The organism is Agrobacterium sp. SOY23, from assembly GCF_027212525.1.
Taxonomy (GTDB): Bacteria; Pseudomonadota; Alphaproteobacteria; order Rhizobiales; family Rhizobiaceae; genus Agrobacterium; species Agrobacterium tumefaciens_I.
The window spans coordinates 343,447-358,707 of the sequence record NZ_JAPWDT010000001.1; the positions used below are offsets into that span (position 1 = coordinate 343,447).

11 protein-coding genes are annotated in these 15,261 nt (G+C 60.1%); 7 read left to right on the forward strand and 4 right to left on the reverse strand.

The annotated features are described in order from the left end of the window. From O3S81_RS01675 to O3S81_RS01685, 3 genes are all read right to left on the reverse strand, one after another. On the reverse strand, positions 1 to 714 hold the full coding sequence (locus O3S81_RS01675) for a substrate-binding periplasmic protein (RefSeq protein WP_269340527.1): 714 nt from the start codon (positions 712 to 714) through the stop codon (positions 1 to 3). Between the two features lie 15 nt (positions 715 to 729). Further along, positions 730 to 3,117: an EAL domain-containing protein gene (locus tag O3S81_RS01680; RefSeq protein ID WP_269340528.1), complete on the reverse strand. Its 2,388-nt coding sequence runs from the start codon at positions 3,115 to 3,117 to the stop codon at positions 730 to 732. A 297-nt stretch (positions 3,118 to 3,414) separates the two neighbouring features. After that, positions 3,415 to 4,023: a 50S ribosomal protein L25/general stress protein Ctc gene (locus tag O3S81_RS01685; protein ID WP_269340529.1), complete on the reverse strand. Its 609-nt coding sequence runs from the start codon at positions 4,021 to 4,023 to the stop codon at positions 3,415 to 3,417. A gap of 302 nt (positions 4,024 to 4,325) precedes the next feature. Between O3S81_RS01685 and O3S81_RS01690 the strand changes: the two genes are divergently transcribed. The 3 genes from O3S81_RS01690 to adh all read left to right on the forward strand — a co-directional run bounded on the left by O3S81_RS01690 (position 4,326) and on the right by adh (position 9,165). Continuing rightward, the gene (locus tag O3S81_RS01690; RefSeq protein ID WP_269340530.1) at positions 4,326 to 6,410 is read left to right on the forward strand and encodes a putative bifunctional diguanylate cyclase/phosphodiesterase; all 2,085 of its coding nucleotides are present in this window, start codon (positions 4,326 to 4,328) and stop codon (positions 6,408 to 6,410) included. A gap of 104 nt (positions 6,411 to 6,514) precedes the next feature. Beyond that, positions 6,515 to 7,474, forward strand: a complete 960-nt coding sequence (locus O3S81_RS01695) for a helix-turn-helix domain-containing protein (RefSeq protein WP_269340531.1) — start codon at positions 6,515 to 6,517, stop codon at positions 7,472 to 7,474. A gap of 173 nt (positions 7,475 to 7,647) precedes the next feature. Next, a complete protein-coding gene (gene adh / locus O3S81_RS01700) occupies positions 7,648 to 9,165 on the forward strand; it encodes an aldehyde dehydrogenase (protein WP_269340532.1) in 1,518 nt (505 codons plus the stop codon). 142 nt (positions 9,166 to 9,307) lie between these two features. Here the strand turns inward: adh and O3S81_RS01705 are convergent, their stop codons facing one another. Continuing rightward, positions 9,308 to 11,572, reverse strand: a complete 2,265-nt coding sequence (locus O3S81_RS01705) for a methyl-accepting chemotaxis protein (protein WP_331284162.1) — start codon at positions 11,570 to 11,572, stop codon at positions 9,308 to 9,310. A gap of 190 nt (positions 11,573 to 11,762) precedes the next feature. Here O3S81_RS01705 and O3S81_RS01710 point away from each other — a divergent pair, with 190 nt between their 5' ends. The 4 genes from O3S81_RS01710 to O3S81_RS01725 are packed head-to-tail and all read left to right on the forward strand — an operon-like array spanning position 11,763 to position 15,231. Next, entirely contained in the window at positions 11,763 to 12,602 is an 840-nt protein-coding gene (locus O3S81_RS01710) for a glycosyltransferase family 2 protein (RefSeq protein ID WP_269340534.1), read from the forward strand. Positions 12,603 to 12,622: 20 nt separating this feature from the next. Continuing rightward, positions 12,623 to 12,910, forward strand: a complete 288-nt coding sequence (locus O3S81_RS01715) for a lipid-A-disaccharide synthase N-terminal domain-containing protein (RefSeq protein ID WP_269341380.1) — start codon at positions 12,623 to 12,625, stop codon at positions 12,908 to 12,910. Beyond that, positions 12,885 to 14,393 (forward strand): ArnT family glycosyltransferase, encoded by a 1,509-nt coding sequence (locus tag O3S81_RS01720; RefSeq protein ID WP_269340535.1) that lies wholly within the window; start codon positions 12,885 to 12,887, stop codon positions 14,391 to 14,393. The genes O3S81_RS01715 and O3S81_RS01720 overlap by 26 nt, the downstream gene beginning before the upstream one ends. Beyond that, complete coding sequence (locus O3S81_RS01725) at positions 14,383 to 15,231, forward strand: phosphatase PAP2 family protein (RefSeq protein ID WP_269340536.1); 849 nt, start codon at positions 14,383 to 14,385, stop codon at positions 15,229 to 15,231. The genes O3S81_RS01720 and O3S81_RS01725 overlap by 11 nt, the downstream gene beginning before the upstream one ends. Positions 15,232 to 15,261 lie beyond the last annotated feature (30 nt).

Consider the following 15,261-nt stretch of genomic DNA (forward strand, 5'->3'; position numbering starts at 1 on the left):
TCAGGGGCTGACGAGATTGTAGTGGTCGAATATCTTCTGCTGCGTTCCGTCAGCGATCAGCCTGTCCAGCCGGGCCTGCAATTTAGCTATGACTTCGTCGGGAACGCTTTTGTTGCAGGCAAGGCCAAGCTGTTGCCGGGTGAGCGTTATAACCTCCCTGAAGGTATTCTCCGGCAGGCCCTTGAAGGTGCTTTCGGACATGGGCATGAGGTCTATGCGGCCAAGTTGCAGCTTGTTGAGCGTGATCTCGAAGTCGGCGCCCACATCCACCTGCGGGAAACCGAGTTTTTGGAGCAGCGTTTCGGTATAGTCGCCCCGCTGGGTTCCCACCCGGTACTTTCTGGCCTCCTCAAGGCTGGAAGCCTCGATATTCGCCTCGCGGCGTGCCACGAGAATATTGCGGTCGATGTGGATCGGTGCAACCCATTTGAAGAGCTTTTCCCGCTCGGGCGTTCTCGCCGTGGCGAAGACGCAGTGCATGGCCTGTGTCGTGGCCAATGCGATGGCCCGCGCCCAGGGCATGACGGCAACTTCATAACTGGTGCCGGTGTCCTCGAGCACGATCTTGAGCTGGTCGAAATAGACACCGCGCACGCTGCCGTCGCTGGTCTGCAGATTGTAAGGCGGATAGACCTCCGTCGTCAGGAAGAGCTTGGCCGCGCCGGCCGGCGTGGCGAGGGTAAGAAAGATCAGGCAGAGGCGGATCAATCCCATGATGTCATCACCGGTTCATGCTTGTCGTGCCATGGTACGGTTCTGTTCGGGTGCGGCATCGAATGCGGCGATCAGCCTTTGGATCGGTTGCGGGCGTGCGAAGAAATAACCCTGTCCGAAATCCGCGCCTATTTCGCTCAGAAGCTCCTTCTGCTCTTCCGTCTCGACGCCTTCGGCGATGACGACGCAGTTCATCTTGTGCGAGATGGCCGCGATACCTTCGACCAGCATGCGGTTGCGCTGCCTGATTTCCATCCTGTCGTCGCAGATCGAGCGGGTGAAGGATTGATCGATCTTGACGATATCGACCGGAAAGCGGCTGAGATAGCTGAGCGAGGAATAACCCGTGCCGAAATCATCGAGCGCGATGCGGCAACCGAGCTGGTGAATGGCGTTGAGGATCGCCCGGATTTGCGGATCGTCCTTCATGATGACGGCTTCGGTGATCTCGATGACCAGCCGTCCGGGGATAATGCCGTGGCGGTGCAGCACGCCGGCGATACGCGTCGGCAATCCCGGTTCGAATTGCAGTGGCGAAAAATTCACCGCCACATAGGTCTGTTCCATGCCCGGCAGGCGCGACAGCTTCGCGAGATTGGCGATCGACTGATCGAGAATGAGGTTGCCGATGCGTTGAATGGTACCGTTTTCTTCGGCAAGGCTGACGATCGCGGCCGGGGAGAGCAATCCCTTGTCCGGATGGTTGAGACGCAGCAGCGCCTCGAAACCTGCCGTCTGGCCGGTTGAGAGGTCTTGAATGGGTTGGAAATAGGCTTCGAACCAGTCCTCGGAAAGCGCCTGCGCGATATCCCGCTCAAGCTCCGCATGTTCGCGTGCCCGGTCCATGATCGAGCTGTCGAAGACCTGCGAACCGTTCTTGCCCGTTCTTTTGCGGGTATACATGGCCATGTCGGCATTCTGCAAAAGCTCGGAAGCGCTGGAGGCATGCAAAGGATAGACCGCCATGCCGATGCTGGCGCTGAGACGGATGCTGTTGTTCTCGATCTCGAAAGGCGTGTCCAGCATGGCGCAGATGCGCTCGCAGAATTGCAGGGCGCGCTCCTCCACCTTGTCGCCGGCCAGCAGAATGGCAAATTCGTCGCCACCGAGCCGCGACGCGCTGTCGAGCGGCGTCAGCAGAGGTTCGAGTTTCAGCGTGAACTGCTTGAGAACAGCGTCGCCCGCCGCATGGCCGAGATTGTCGTTGATGGCCTTGAAACGGTCGAGGTCGATGAACAGGCAGGCCAGTTCGCTGCCATTGCGGTCCGCATCGCGGATCTGCAGGTCGAGGATCGCCTCGAAACCCTGACGGTTGAAGAGGCCGGTCAGATGGTCGGAAATGGCCTGCTGGCGGTTGCGCTTTTCCGATTGGCGCAGTTCGGTCACATCCGTCATGACGCAAAGGCATGTGCTTTGCTGGGCGGCATCGCCGGAATCGAGAGGTTTTTCGAGGATGAGCGCGTCCATGACGCTGCCTTCCCTGCAATGGAAGCGTACGGTGATGCCGTTATGCGAAACCTCGGGTGAGGCAGGTGTTGCCTTGCGCTGCTGGAACAGCGGGCGGTCATCGGGATGGATGAGATCGGCGAAGTTCAGGCCAAGTATCCTGGTGCGGTCGTAACCGGTCGCCTGTACCCAATAATCGCTGACGGCGGCGATCCGGTCGTGCCTGTCGAGCGAGAACAGCATGGCGGGTGTGCGGTTGTAGATTTCCGTCTTGCGCTCATGGGCATTCTTGATCTCCAGCTCTTCCTTTTCGAGCTGGGTCTGCATTTCGTTGAAGCTTTTCGCCAGCCGGCCGATTTCGTCCTTCGAGCGCCAGTCGACATGGTGACGGGAACCGAGGCGGCGTGTTGCCTCTATTGCCGCGGCCAGCCGCATCAGCGGGCGGATGACCATGAAGCGATTGCCGGCGATGGCGGCAAGAACGATGGTGAGTACCGCGAGAATGAAAATGGTGATGAAGGCCAGTTCTGTGCGGCTGAGAGAGGTCAGAAGGCTGACATTGTCATAATAGACCGTCAGCTGCCCGACGGTGACGGCACCCTTCGTGGTCTTGTAGGTCACCTCGCGCGTCGTTGAGGCTGCATCCTGGATGATGTCGCTGCCGGCGGTCTGGACGATGTCGAGCTGGCCGGACGTATCCTTGACCTCGACCATGCGGATCACGGGGTCGGAGATGAGGGTTCCGGTAATCTGGTTGATGGTGTCGTCATCGAGATCCCACAGGGGCCGGGCAAGCGCCTGTGCATTGGTCGACAGCAGAATCTCAAGATGGTTGCGCTGGCTGCGAATGGCTTCGTGATAGGAAAGCGTCAACAATAGCGTAAAGAGCGGGGCGACCACTGTAAGAAGTGCGCCGGAAACAATCGCGATAAAGCGACTTTCGACGGAATGAGCCATTCGATTGCAGCTACCCTTTGCCCCTGAATTGCTGCGCTCCGCTTCTTCCGCCCGGAGTGGATTTGCGGAATTTTCGGCAAAAGCCATGTTCTCCCGCGCTATTTCTCAATCCGGCCGGTGTTTCCACGACAGCGCAAGGGTATCGTTTCATGGAAGTGTTAATCGAGGCTGAAACAGGTTCCGCATCGTAAGCGGCGGGTGGGCTTTCTGGTTTTAAAGTTCATAAAAACTAAAAGGCCCGTTCCGAAAACGGAACGGGCCCCATTCTTCAAAGCTTTTCAGCCTTGCGGCTGCCGATTATTCCCCGGAAGCTTCTTCAGTCGTTTCTTCTGCAACGCCACCAGCCGGAGCAACGATCGTTGCGATCGTGAAGTCACGGTCGGCGATAACCGGCGTGATGTTCTTCGGCAGCTTCACATTCGAAATGTGCACGTTGTCGCCGATCTTCAGACCAGCGAGATCAACCGTGATGAATTCCGGAATGTCGTTGGCCGGGCAGTGGAACTCGACCGTGTGACGAACGATGTTCAGAACGCCGCCGATCTTGATGTCCGACTTTTCTTCGTTGACGAAGTGAACCGGAACTTCAACGTTGACGAGCGTGTTGCCCGAAACGCGCAGGAAGTCGACGTGCATGGTGAAGTCGCGGACCGGATCAAGCTGGTAGTCCTTCGGCAGAACCTTGATCTTCTGGCCGTCGACGTCGATGATCGCAACCGTCGTCATGAAGCCGCCGCCGTGGATACGCTTGGTGACTTCGTTGGTCGACAGGGCGATGGAAATGGGGGCCTGCTTGTCACCATAGATGACAGCGGGAATCAAACCGTTGCGGCGAAGTTCACGAGAGGACCCCTTACCAACTCGTTCGCGCGCCTCGGCCTTGAGCTCATACGATTCTTTGCTCATGGCAATTCCTTTCGAGGTTATATGGAGAGTTCATGCCCGCGGGCTCTGAACTGGGGAGGCCTTTAAGCCATCCCACCCGCGTTGCCTCCAAGGGTGTCTACACGGGTGCGGGCGCTATAATACAAACGGGACATAAAGACAAGGCCCGGATCTTTTTGCGGCATACCACGCAAAGATTTAATTAGTATTTTCTAATTCGCGCAAATGGTGAAAAATTTAATTTATGCTTATCCATGCATATAAACCGGGTGAAAACTTGGCGAATGATAGGTCTTCGCAAAATTCCAATTGCGTAGATAACAATGCTCAAAGTTCTCCAGTGCCTCACCATCGATCACGATTATCGCTACACCGCCGCAGCGGTCTTCGTCTGCATGCTGGGAAGCTTCGTTTCGATGCGGCTTTTTTCGAAAGCGCGGCTGGCGACGGGGGTGCAGAAGGTCAACTGGCTGTTTCTGGCGGGTGTCAATGGCGGCGCGGCGATATGGACCACCCATTTCGTGGCGATGCTGGGTTACAATGCCGCGGGTGACGTGGGTTACGATCCCTATCTGACCGGGCTGTCGCTTCTCATCGCCATTACCACGACGACTGCCGGTTTTGGCATTTCGGCCTATGGCGGGCGCAGCGTGCTGGTGGAAGCCGGCGGGATGATCCTCGGCCTCGGCATTGCGGCCATGCATTATACCGGCATGGCGGCCTACAATGTCCAGGGCATGATCTTCTGGGATCAGGCCTATGTCATCGCTTCACTGGTGTTCGGGGCGGTACTGGGCGCAATCGCAGTCAATCGCATTGCCCGGCCCCTCAACCGTTTCTGCCAATATAGCGCCGTGGCGTTTCTCATCCTGGCCATTGCCTCGATGCATTACACCGGCATGTCCTCCATGTCCTTCGCCTTCGATCCGCGCATCGTCATTCCGGAAAATCTGCTGCCGCCGGCCATCATGGGCGGAGGCGCTATCGCCGTGACGCTGCTGCTTCTGGCGCTTGGGCTTTCCACCTATGTCATCGACGCCCAGTCCACCCAGCAGGCGGTTGCCCGCTATCGCCATCTTTCGTTGCACGATCCGCTGACGGGCATTCCCAACCGCGCGGCCTTCATCGAACATCTGAACCGCCGCACGCGCCATATCTCCACCGGCGCGCATACCGCGCTTCTGTCGATCGATCTCGACCGTTTCAAGGAAATCAATGACGTGCATGGTCACGCAGCCGGTGACGCCGTACTGCGCGCCATTGCCGACCGGGCGAGTTCCGTGCTGAAGGCCGGGGAATTCCTGGCGCGCATGGGCGGCGATGAATTCGTCGCGATGACCCATTCCTATTACACCCGGGCCGACGGTGCGGAATTCGCGCAGCGGCTGATCGAGCAGATCAGCAGGCCGGTCGAATGGAACGGCCAGACATTTTCGGTTGGCGCAAGCGTCGGCATATCGGTCCGCAACACCGGCTCCATCGATGCCGATACGCTGATGGCGCAGGCCGATGTTGCCATGTACCGGGCAAAAAGCGGCACTTCGGACACGATCTGCTTTTATGACAAATCCATGGACGAGGCCGCACGCGAGCGCAACGCGCTTGCCATCGCCATGCGCAGCGGCCTCGCCAATAACGAGTTCGAGCTTTATTACCAGCAGCAGAACGACACCAAGAGCGGCAGCATTGTCGGTTTCGAGGCGCTTTTGCGCTGGAAACATCCCGAACGCGGCATGGTCTCTCCCGTCGAATTCATTCCGATCGCCGAACAGACCGGCTTCATCGTCGAACTGGGCGAATGGGTTCTGAGAGATGCATGCGCGCAGGCCGCGCGGTGGAAAAAGTCACTCGCCATTGCCGTCAACGTCGCGCCGCAGCAGCTTGCGGATAATGATTTCCCCGACAAGGTCGAGAGAATTCTTGCCGAAACGGGACTTGCGCCGGAAAGGCTCGAGCTGGAAATCACCGAAGGCAGCATCATCGCCGACCATCGCCACGCGCTCGTCACCATCCGCAAACTCAAGGCGCTCGGCGTCAAGATCGCCATGGACGACTACGGCACGGGCTATTCTTCGCTCTCGACCCTGCAGAGCTTCCCTTTCGACAAGATCAAGATCGACCGTGCCTTCATCGATGGCCTGTCGACCAATGTGCAGTCGGAGGCGATCGTTCGCTCGACGCTCATTCTGGCTCACAGCCTCAATATTCCGGTGCTTGCGGAAGGTGTGGAGACGAAGGCCCATATTGAATTCCTGCGGCGTGAAGGTTGCCTGCAGGTGCAGGGCTTCTTTTTCGGCAAGCCCGGTCCGTTGACCTCCATCGCCAATCTCGTGGACGACACGTTTCTCTCGGCGGAGGATGAAACGGAAGAGAGCTCCGGCCGGCGTTATATCAAGGCGGTTCGCTAGTCCGGTGCAGTCGGCGGTTGCTCAGGGCAGGGCGGTCGCGAAATTTTTTGTTGAAACATGAACGCTTCCAGCGCACCATCGCATAAAAGCTTTGGGAGGAGCGTATGCCGACAGACATCGCCCATGCGGAACGCGTGTATGAAACAGCACGTCACCGTTCCGCGGCCGCAAGTTCCCCGATTATCGCCTCGTGGCGGCGCTGCATGGTCAAGCACCGTCTTGCGCCGGAGGAAAACCGCAAGCCGATCTTTCTCAGCGAGATTGAATTTCGCCGCGCCCGCGAAAGTGCCGCCGGTCTGATCGCTGAAAGCACGGATGAGCTGGACCGCATTTTTCACAGTGTCGGCAAATCCGGCTGCTGCCTGCTTCTGACCGACGCGCAGGGTGTTGCGCTGGAGCGGCGTGGTGCTTCCGGTGATGACCGCGACTTCCGGGCGCTTGGCCTCTGGAACGGGGCCGTCTGGAGCGAAGAGAGCGTGGGCACCAACGGTATCGGCACCGCACTGGTGGATGAGCGCTCGGTGGTGGTCTATCGCGACCAGCATTTCTTCACCTCGAACACCGAACTCTGCTGCACCACCGCCCCCATCCGCGACCATACCGGCCGGGTGACGGGCGCGCTCGATATTTCCACTTGCCGTGACGATATCAACGAGATGACTTTCTCCTTCGTCACCCAGGCGGTGAAGGATGCGGCGCAGCGTATCGAAGGCAATCTTTTCCGCCGCGCCTTTCCCGGTGCGCGCATCGTCGTTGTGCCGAGCGGTTTCGGTGCGGCGCTCTCGCTATTGGCTGTGGATCAGGACGATCTTGTGCTGGGTGCCACGCGGGCCGCCCGTCTTGCGCTGAAGCTCGATGATGCCCGGATCGCGCAGGGTCTGCCGGCCGCGGATATTCTGCAGGAACAGCGCCATGACAGCGGCTCCGACCTTGCGGAAGCGGAACGTTCCGCGCTCCGTCGCGTCCTGTCACGCACCAACGGCAATGTCACGCAGGCCGCCTCGTTGCTCGGCATCAGTCGCGCCACGCTTCATCGCAAGATGAAGAAATTCGACGTGCATTAAGGCCCGCAGACGCGCGATCCGGCCGATCACGCCGGATCGAGGCGGCTTTGTCGCAGATGTGAGACAATGTGCGCTGCGGAACCGCGCCGCCCCTCTACCGAACCGCGCTATCTAGGCTCACCTTCCTCCCATGCGGTCCGCTCAGGATCGTTTTCATCAGGGAGGATGAAATCATGAACATTCAGGTTCAGCAGAAAGCGGGCGAAGCGCCCTTCAAGCTGAAATACGGCAATTACATTGGCGGCAAATGGGTGGAGCCGAAATCCGGCCGCTACATGGACAATCTCTCACCGGTGACCGGCCACAAGATCTGCGAAGTGCCGCGTTCGGATGCAGCCGACATCGAGTTCGCGCTGGATGCTGCCCACAAGGCCCGCGAAAAATGGGGCAAAACGAGCGTGACGGAACGCTCCAACATCCTGCTCAGGATCGCCCAGCGTATCGAAGACAATCGCGACCTCATCGCCCGGGCTGAAACCTGGGACAATGGCAAGCCACTGCGCGAAACCACCAATGCGGATATTCCGCTGACGATCGACCATTTCCGTTATTTCGCAGGCTGCATCCGCGCCCAGGAAGGCACGATCGGTGAAATCGACAACGACACGGTTGCCTATCACTTCCATGAACCGCTCGGTGTCGTCGGCCAGATCATTCCGTGGAACTTCCCGATCCTGATGGCTGCGTGGAAGCTGGCGCCTGCGCTTGCCGCCGGCAATTGTGTGGTGCTGAAGCCGGCGGAACAGACCCCGGCCTCCATTCTCATCGTAATGGAGCTGATCGAAGATCTTCTGCCGCCCGGTGTCCTCAACATCGTCAACGGCACGGGCCTTGAAGCCGGCAAGCCGCTGGCACAGAGCAACCGCATCGCCAAGATCGCCTTTACCGGTTCCACATCGGTCGGCAAGGAAATCATGCGTTATGCGGCTGACAACGTCACTAACATCACGCTGGAGCTGGGCGGCAAGTCGCCGAACATCTTCTTTGCCGACGTGATGAACGAGGACGATGCCTTCCTCGACAAGGCGCTCGAAGGTTTTGCCTTCTTTGCGCTGAACCAGGGCGAGGTCTGCACCTGCCCCTCACGTGCTCTGGTGCATGAATCGATCTATGACCGCTTCATGGAGAAAGCCATCAAGCGTGTTCAGGCGATCAGCCAGGACGATCCGCTCAATCCGTCGACCATGCTGGGCGCGCAGGCCTCACAGGAACAGTTCGACAAGATCATGAGCTATCTGGAGATCGGCAAGAAGGAAGGCGCCAGGGTTCTGACCGGCGGCGACCGCAAGACGCTGACGGGCGACCTGAAGGATGGTTATTACATCCAGCCGACCGTCTTTGAAGGCAACAACAAGATGCGGATTTTCCAGGAGGAAATCTTCGGTCCTGTCGTTTCCGTCACCACCTTCAAGACGGTGGAAGAGGCGCTCGAAATCGCCAATGACACGGTTTACGGTCTGGGTGCCGGCGTCTGGAGCCGCGACACCAATATCGCCTACCGGGCCGGCCGTGGCATCGAGGCGGGCCGCGTGTGGACCAATTGCTATCACGTCTATCCGGCGGGTGCGGCCTTTGGTGGTTACAAGCAGTCGGGCATCGGCCGCGAGACCCACAAGATGATGCTCGATCATTACCAGCAGACCAAGAACCTGCTGGTTTCCTACAGCCCGAACAAGGTCGGTTTCTTCTGAGGTCCTCCCCGGAAGCCGGCGAGGGCAACGGTGCCGGGTCGCCGGCGTGTTCCCAGGGGCTTCGGCCCCTGGGAGCCCGGATCGGAGTTTTAAGCAAAATAAAAGGCCGGAGGTTTTGCCTCCGGCCTTTTTTCCTTGCGGCTTATGCCGCGTAACGCTGGTCCCCATGCCGGGTGTCACCCACTGAGAACTGCCCCACCTGTTCGGTCAGGCCATCCGCCTCGCTTGCCAGCGAGAAGGCTGCGGCCGTCGTTTCCTCCACCATCGCCGCGTTCTGCTGCGTGACATGGTCGAGTTCGTTGACCGAGGCGTTGATTTCGCTGAGGCGGCCGGACTGTTCGCGCGAGGCGGTGGCGATTTCGCCGATCTGGTCGTTGACCGACTGGATGCGTTTCTGGATCTGCTCCAGGCTTTCGCCGGTCTTCAGCACCAGTGCCACGCCGCTTTCCACATCGCCCGCGGAGGTGGCGATCAGCGTCGTGATGTCACGGGCGGCGGCTGCCGATTTCTGGGCCAGTTCGCGGACTTCCTGCGCCACAACGGCAAAGCCCTTTCCGGCTTCGCCGGCGCGCGCGGCTTCCACGCCGGCATTCAGCGCCAGAAGGTTGGTCTGGAAGGCGATCTGGTCGATGACGTCGATGATCTGGCGGATCTTGGCCGAAGAGGTTTCGATACGTTCCATGGCGACGATCGCTTCTTTCACGACCGCCGTGGACTTGTGGGCGTCCTGCATCGTGCCCGCCGTCGCCTCGACGGCGACATTACAACGCGACAGTGAGAGATTGACGGCCTGCGTCATGTCTCCGAGCGCCGCCGCCGCTTCCTCAAGCGCAGCCGCCTGGCGTTCGGTGCGACGCGACAGGTCTTCCGATGCGCTCTTCAGTTCGCCGGAGCCGGAGCGGATGGCGTTGGCGCTTTCGCCGATATTGGAAATAGTCGCTTCCAGCCCCGCCATGGAGTTGTTGAAGTCGATACGCAGATGATCGAGCGACGGCACGAAGGATTTTTCGATGCGAAGATCGAGCCTGCCGGCGGCCAGATTGGCAAGACCGGTCGCAAGTGCGTCGACAGCCTCTTCCAGTTCTTTCGCGCTTCTTGCCTTTTCCATTTCGCGCTGGGCGCGTTCCTCGTCCAGCTCCTCGCCCTTGCGATGGGCTTCGGTTTCCATGTGCTGCTTGTCCAGAATGCCTTGACGGAAGGATTCCAGCGCGCGCGCCATGGTGCCGATCTCATCGCCGCGGGAAACCGCCTTGATCTCGATATTGTTCTCACCGCCGTTGAGGCGCTCCATCAATCCGGCAAGGCCGGTCAATGGCTTGGTGAGGCTGGCGGACACGAAAATGCCGATCAGCGTCATGATCGCAAGCACGGCAAGTGTTGCAACGGTTGCCCAGAAGGCGAGATCGTTGGCAGCGGCCAGCACCTTGCTCTCCTGCTGGCCGATGGCAAGCAGATGCTTCTGGCCAAACACGGTGACCGGGCGATAGGCATAAAAGATATTGCCGGCAGGCGTCTGCGCCATCACTGTTCCGGCGTCACTTGTGCCCGAAAGGGCCGCAAGATTTTCGGAAACGGCGGCATCCGGACCGCCCGAAAGCACGCCCGCGCGGCGTTTGCCCTCCGCGCTCAGAAGAACGGCGTCATCGATGGTCTTGCCGGTTTCTTCAGGGGTGACGACCGCGCCGATGCGGTCGGCGGCAATGCGCATGATGACGGCGCCCTTACGCTGCAGCTGGCCCCAGTTGGAGACGGCGAGCGGCATGCCGACCATGGCCGAATCATCGGCGCCGCCGCTGAAGCCGGTGGTGCTGACGACGCCGTCCTTGCCGGCTTCGATGCGCTCGAACAGGTCCTTGATCGCCGCGTTCTGCGGTTCCGTCACATTGGTCAGGAAGTTCTTTCCCTTGGTCACGGAATAGATAATGAGGCCGTTCTTGTCGATGACATAGATGTCGCTGACGCGGGTATTGCGCCAGACGCTGGCGATGGCGGCATTGATGGTCGCGTGGCGGATGGCGTAGAGCAGTCGCAATCCTTCACCGTTGAAGGAGGCGCGCTCCTCCTCGGAAACGCCTTCGCGGCGGAAAGCCTGGATGATCGCATCCTTTTCCGTCGGCACGACGGTGGTCATGGTTTCCAGTGCCTGGGCGATCGCGGCGTTTTGCGACAGCTCGGAAATGCTCTGTTCGACACGCAAAGTATAGGCGTCAAGCTGCTTGGACTGGTTTCCCGCAACCGTTTCGAGCCTTATTTCGCTGGCGTCGATCAGGCCCGATTTGCCCATCTCGTAGGACAGAAGCCCCACGGACAGGCAGGAAATCAGCGTTGCGCCCGTCACGAGCGCTGCAAATTTGGCCTTGATTGACAATGATTTAGCTTTGACAGCAGTCGGATTTCCACCCGGCATCCTGTTTCCCTCCCCCCAAAAAACGTGGCCACACCGTGGCAAAAATTGTTTACGGCCGCGTTAAAGGAGTTGCGAATTGTACGATTATTTCCCGCATGCCGTGAAAAAATGAGCGGCCGCCACTGGCCCATTTTCCGTAATAAAACTGCAATGGAACGGGCGCATATCGGGTGAAGCTCAACGGTTGTTCATGTTCATGCAAGCTTTTCGCCCTTCTTCTCTCGTCAATATCACGGATACCTGCGGAGCCCCTGCGGACGGATATGACGGAGCCAGCGTGAGACCGAACCCGGATTTTGCCGTTGTCGTACCCATGCACAATGAGGAAGCGAGCGTCGAGACGCTTGTGGCGGAAATCGTGGCTGCCTGTCAGCCTGTCGGTCGCTTCGAGATCGTGGTGGTGGACGATGCATCTTCCGACCGCACGGTCGACATGGTGCTTTCGCTCGGCGACCGTTATCCGATGCTGCGGCTCGTCCGGCATGACCGTCAGGGCGGGCAATCGGCGGCGATCCACAGCGGCGTGCAGGCGGCGCGTGCTCCGATCATCTGCATGCTGGATGGAGACGGGCAGAATCCACCGGACAATCTGCCGGTTCTTCTCGCGCCCCTTCTTTCCGCCACTGCACCAAACCGGCTTGGCCTTGTGGCCGGCCAGCGCGTCGGCCGGCGCGATACGCTTGGAAAACGCCTTTCCTCGCGCTTCGCCAATGGGCTGCGGGCGCGGATATTGAAGGACGGCACGCGTGACACCGGCTGCGGCCTCAAGGCCTTCCGCCGCGACGCCTATCTTGCCTTGCCCTATTTCGACCACCACCACCGCTATTTCCCGGCGCTTTTCAATCGCGACGGCTGGCAGGTCGCCCATGTCGACGTCACGCATCGCGCGCGGCTGCACGGCAATTCCCATTACACCAATATCGGCCGCGCGCTTGTCGGCATCCACGATCTGATCGGCGTTGCCTGGCTGCTGCGCCGGCGCAAGCGGGCAAGCTGGGCTGAAACCTTCAAAACGGAGACATTGCCGTGAATGCACCGGCTTTATGGTCCATGCTGCATGTGAACAGCTGGAGAGAATTCGCATGGGTTTGCACTGGCTTCATGGGCCAGATGTTGTTCACCATGCGTTTTCTGGTTCAATGGATTTCCTCGGAACGGGCCAACCGCTCCGTCATTCCGGTGGCCTTCTGGTATTTTTCCATTCTCGGCGGTCTGGTGCTTTTGTCCTATGCCGTCTGGCGGCGCGATCCGGTCTTCATTCTGGGGCAAGCCTCCGGCCTCTTCATCTATGCCCGAAATCTCTGGTTGATCCATGCAGAACGCCGCCAGCATGCATGACCGGGCGGTGCTCGCCCAGGGGCAGACAGGCGAACAGCGCCAATGGATGACGCTGGCGCTTGCGGCGATCGTGCTTGTGACGGTGCTGCGCGTCCTCGGCCTTGCCTTCAACCGTACCGATCTTTTCGTCGACGAGGCGCAATATTGGCTATGGGGCCGGGAGATGGCTCTCGGTGCCTATTCCAAGCCGCCGCTGATCGGCTGGCTCATTCGAGCGGCCACTATTCTGGGCGGCGGCGAGGGCACTTTTCAGGTTCGGCTTGCAGCACCCGTGGTGCATGGCGTCGCGGCAGCGGGCATCCTTGTGCTCGGGCGGATGATTTATGATGCGAAGCTCGCTTCGCTGGCCGCGCTCGTCTATCTGACCCTGCCGGCCGTGACACTCGGCAGCCTGCTGATTTCCACCGACACGCCGATGATGCTGTTCATCGTGTTGTCGATGATCTCGGTGCGTAAACTGGCGCAGGCCCGTGGCGAGGGCAGGGCGGCGACGCTCTGGAGTCTTTTGCTCGGCCTGTGTTTCGGCCTCGGGCTGATGTCGAAATATGCGATGATCTATTTTCTGCCCTGCTTCATCGCGGCAGGCTGGTTTTGCGTGGGCTGGCGCATCCGGCTGCGCGACGCGGCGGTCGCCGCGCTGGTCTGCCTTGTCATCATCGCGCCCAATCTCTGGTGGAACGCTGCGCATGATTTCATGACCGCACGCCACACGGCCGACAATGCGAACTGGCACGGCGTCCAGCTGAAAATCGGTTCTGCGCTGGAGTTCTTCTTCTCGCAGGCGGGTGTCGTCGGCCCGTTCGTTTTTGTAGGCATGATCATCGCGACCTTCCGTGCGAAGACCGCTGAAGCCCGTGCGCTGGTCGCTCTTTCGGTGCCGATCGTGCTGCTGATCACGGCACAGGGGCTGATGTCGCGGGCGCTTGCCAACTGGGCCGTAGGGGCCTATGCGGCAGGCGTGCTTCTGGCGGTGCCGGTGCTGGCCTCCCGACGCTGGCTCACCGTTTCCACCCTCGTGCTCGGCGGTATCGTCGCGATCGCCCTGCCGCTGATGACGATTGCCGGAACGGAATTGCGTCTCCCGAGCGGCGAACTGGCGATGAAGCGATATCTCGGACGTTCCGAACTGGTGTCGACCGGCCTTTCGCGGGCGCGTGAGGCGGGAGCGGATGCCATTGTCGCTTCCGACCGCTCCATTCTGGCCGAGCTTTTTTATCAGCTGTGGGATGAGAAACAGGTGATGACGCGCGCGCTGCCGGAAACCGGTGTGCCCTCCAGCCACTATGCGCTTCTCTATCCGCTGAAAACCGGAGAGGCCAAAAATCCCCTGTTCCTGGCAAGCGCGGATGGCCTGCCGGCCTGCCTTGCCGGCGAAGCGCCGGTTGCGCATTGGACCGCCGGGCCGGGCTTTGTCGAGGGCAGGGAAATCGGGCTCTGGCGTCTGCCGCCGCAGTGCATTCCGGAGGGCGCCAATGGACAATGATCTCTCCCATATGCGGATCACCATCTGGGTGACGCTCGCCGCGCTCGCGCTCGTCATCCTTTTTGCGACCTTCCCTTCCATCGATCTCGGGTTTTCCGCCCTGTTCTTTTCGCCGGTGGGGCAGCCATGGCCCGGTCGGGAGCCCTTTCCCGAATGGCTACGCGACACGCTGCGCGAAGGTACGGAACTCGCCACACTTCTGGCTTTCCTCGTCCTCGTCGGCAATCTGCGGCTCGGTTCGCTGCAGCGAACCGGCTGGCGGGTCTGGGCGTTTCTGTGTGGCCCGGTGATCCTGTGTGCCGGGCTCCTCGTTAATGGCCTGCTGAAGGCGATGATCGGCCGCGCGCGTCCGTTCAGCGTTACCGAATTTGGCGGGCACCAGCTGTTCACGCCGCCTTTCCAGTTCAGCACGCAATGTTATTCGAACTGTTCGTTTTCCTCAGGGGAAACCGCGCTGATCGCGAGCTTCTTCCTGCCGCTCTGCGTGCTGGTCTGGCCTCGCCTGCGCCCCTATGGGCGGTGGGTGGTCGGCGCCATTGCCGCCGGGGCAGTCATTCTCATGTCCGGTCTTCGCATCGCGGCGGGCGGACATTTCCTCAGCGATGTGGTGATGTCCATCCTGTTTTCCGCCCTGACGACGTTGTTTCTGTATCGGGCGCTGGCGATAAGCCGTCACCGTCACCTTTTTACCGGTGATGCCGTGGCAGTCGATACGGTAAGTCTTTGGCGCAACGGGCGCCATGCCGTCCTGACGCGGGTTCGGCGCTGGTGGCCAAAAATCAAGGCCGCCGCCTCCCGCCTGCAACGACCGCCGGATGCGGGCGCGGCGTCTTCCTGAACGGCGCAGAACGAAGTTTTGCAATCTCTG

What these genes read in the sequence shown, in the direction of transcription:
- O3S81_RS01675 (WP_269340527.1), bottom strand. Translation starts at nt 714, where the DNA reads ATGGGATTGATCCGCCTCTGCCTGATCTTTCTTACCCTCGCCACGCCG.
- O3S81_RS01680 (WP_269340528.1), bottom strand. Translation starts at nt 3,117, where the DNA reads ATGGCTCATTCCGTCGAAAGTCGCTTTATCGCGATTGTTTCCGGCGCA.
- O3S81_RS01685 (WP_269340529.1), bottom strand. Translation starts at nt 4,023, where the DNA reads ATGAGCAAAGAATCGTATGAGCTCAAGGCCGAGGCGCGCGAACGAGTT.
- O3S81_RS01690 (WP_269340530.1), top strand. Translation starts at nt 4,326, where the DNA reads ATGCTCAAAGTTCTCCAGTGCCTCACCATCGATCACGATTATCGCTAC.
- O3S81_RS01695 (WP_269340531.1), top strand. Translation starts at nt 6,515, where the DNA reads ATGCCGACAGACATCGCCCATGCGGAACGCGTGTATGAAACAGCACGT.
- adh (WP_269340532.1), top strand. Translation starts at nt 7,648, where the DNA reads ATGAACATTCAGGTTCAGCAGAAAGCGGGCGAAGCGCCCTTCAAGCTG.
- O3S81_RS01705 (WP_331284162.1), bottom strand. Translation starts at nt 11,572, where the DNA reads ATGCCGGGTGGAAATCCGACTGCTGTCAAAGCTAAATCATTGTCAATC.
- O3S81_RS01710 (WP_269340534.1), top strand. Translation starts at nt 11,763, where the DNA reads ATGTTCATGCAAGCTTTTCGCCCTTCTTCTCTCGTCAATATCACGGAT.
- O3S81_RS01715 (WP_269341380.1), top strand. Translation starts at nt 12,623, where the DNA reads ATGCTGCATGTGAACAGCTGGAGAGAATTCGCATGGGTTTGCACTGGC.
- O3S81_RS01720 (WP_269340535.1), top strand. Translation starts at nt 12,885, where the DNA reads ATGCAGAACGCCGCCAGCATGCATGACCGGGCGGTGCTCGCCCAGGGG.
- O3S81_RS01725 (WP_269340536.1), top strand. Translation starts at nt 14,383, where the DNA reads ATGGACAATGATCTCTCCCATATGCGGATCACCATCTGGGTGACGCTC.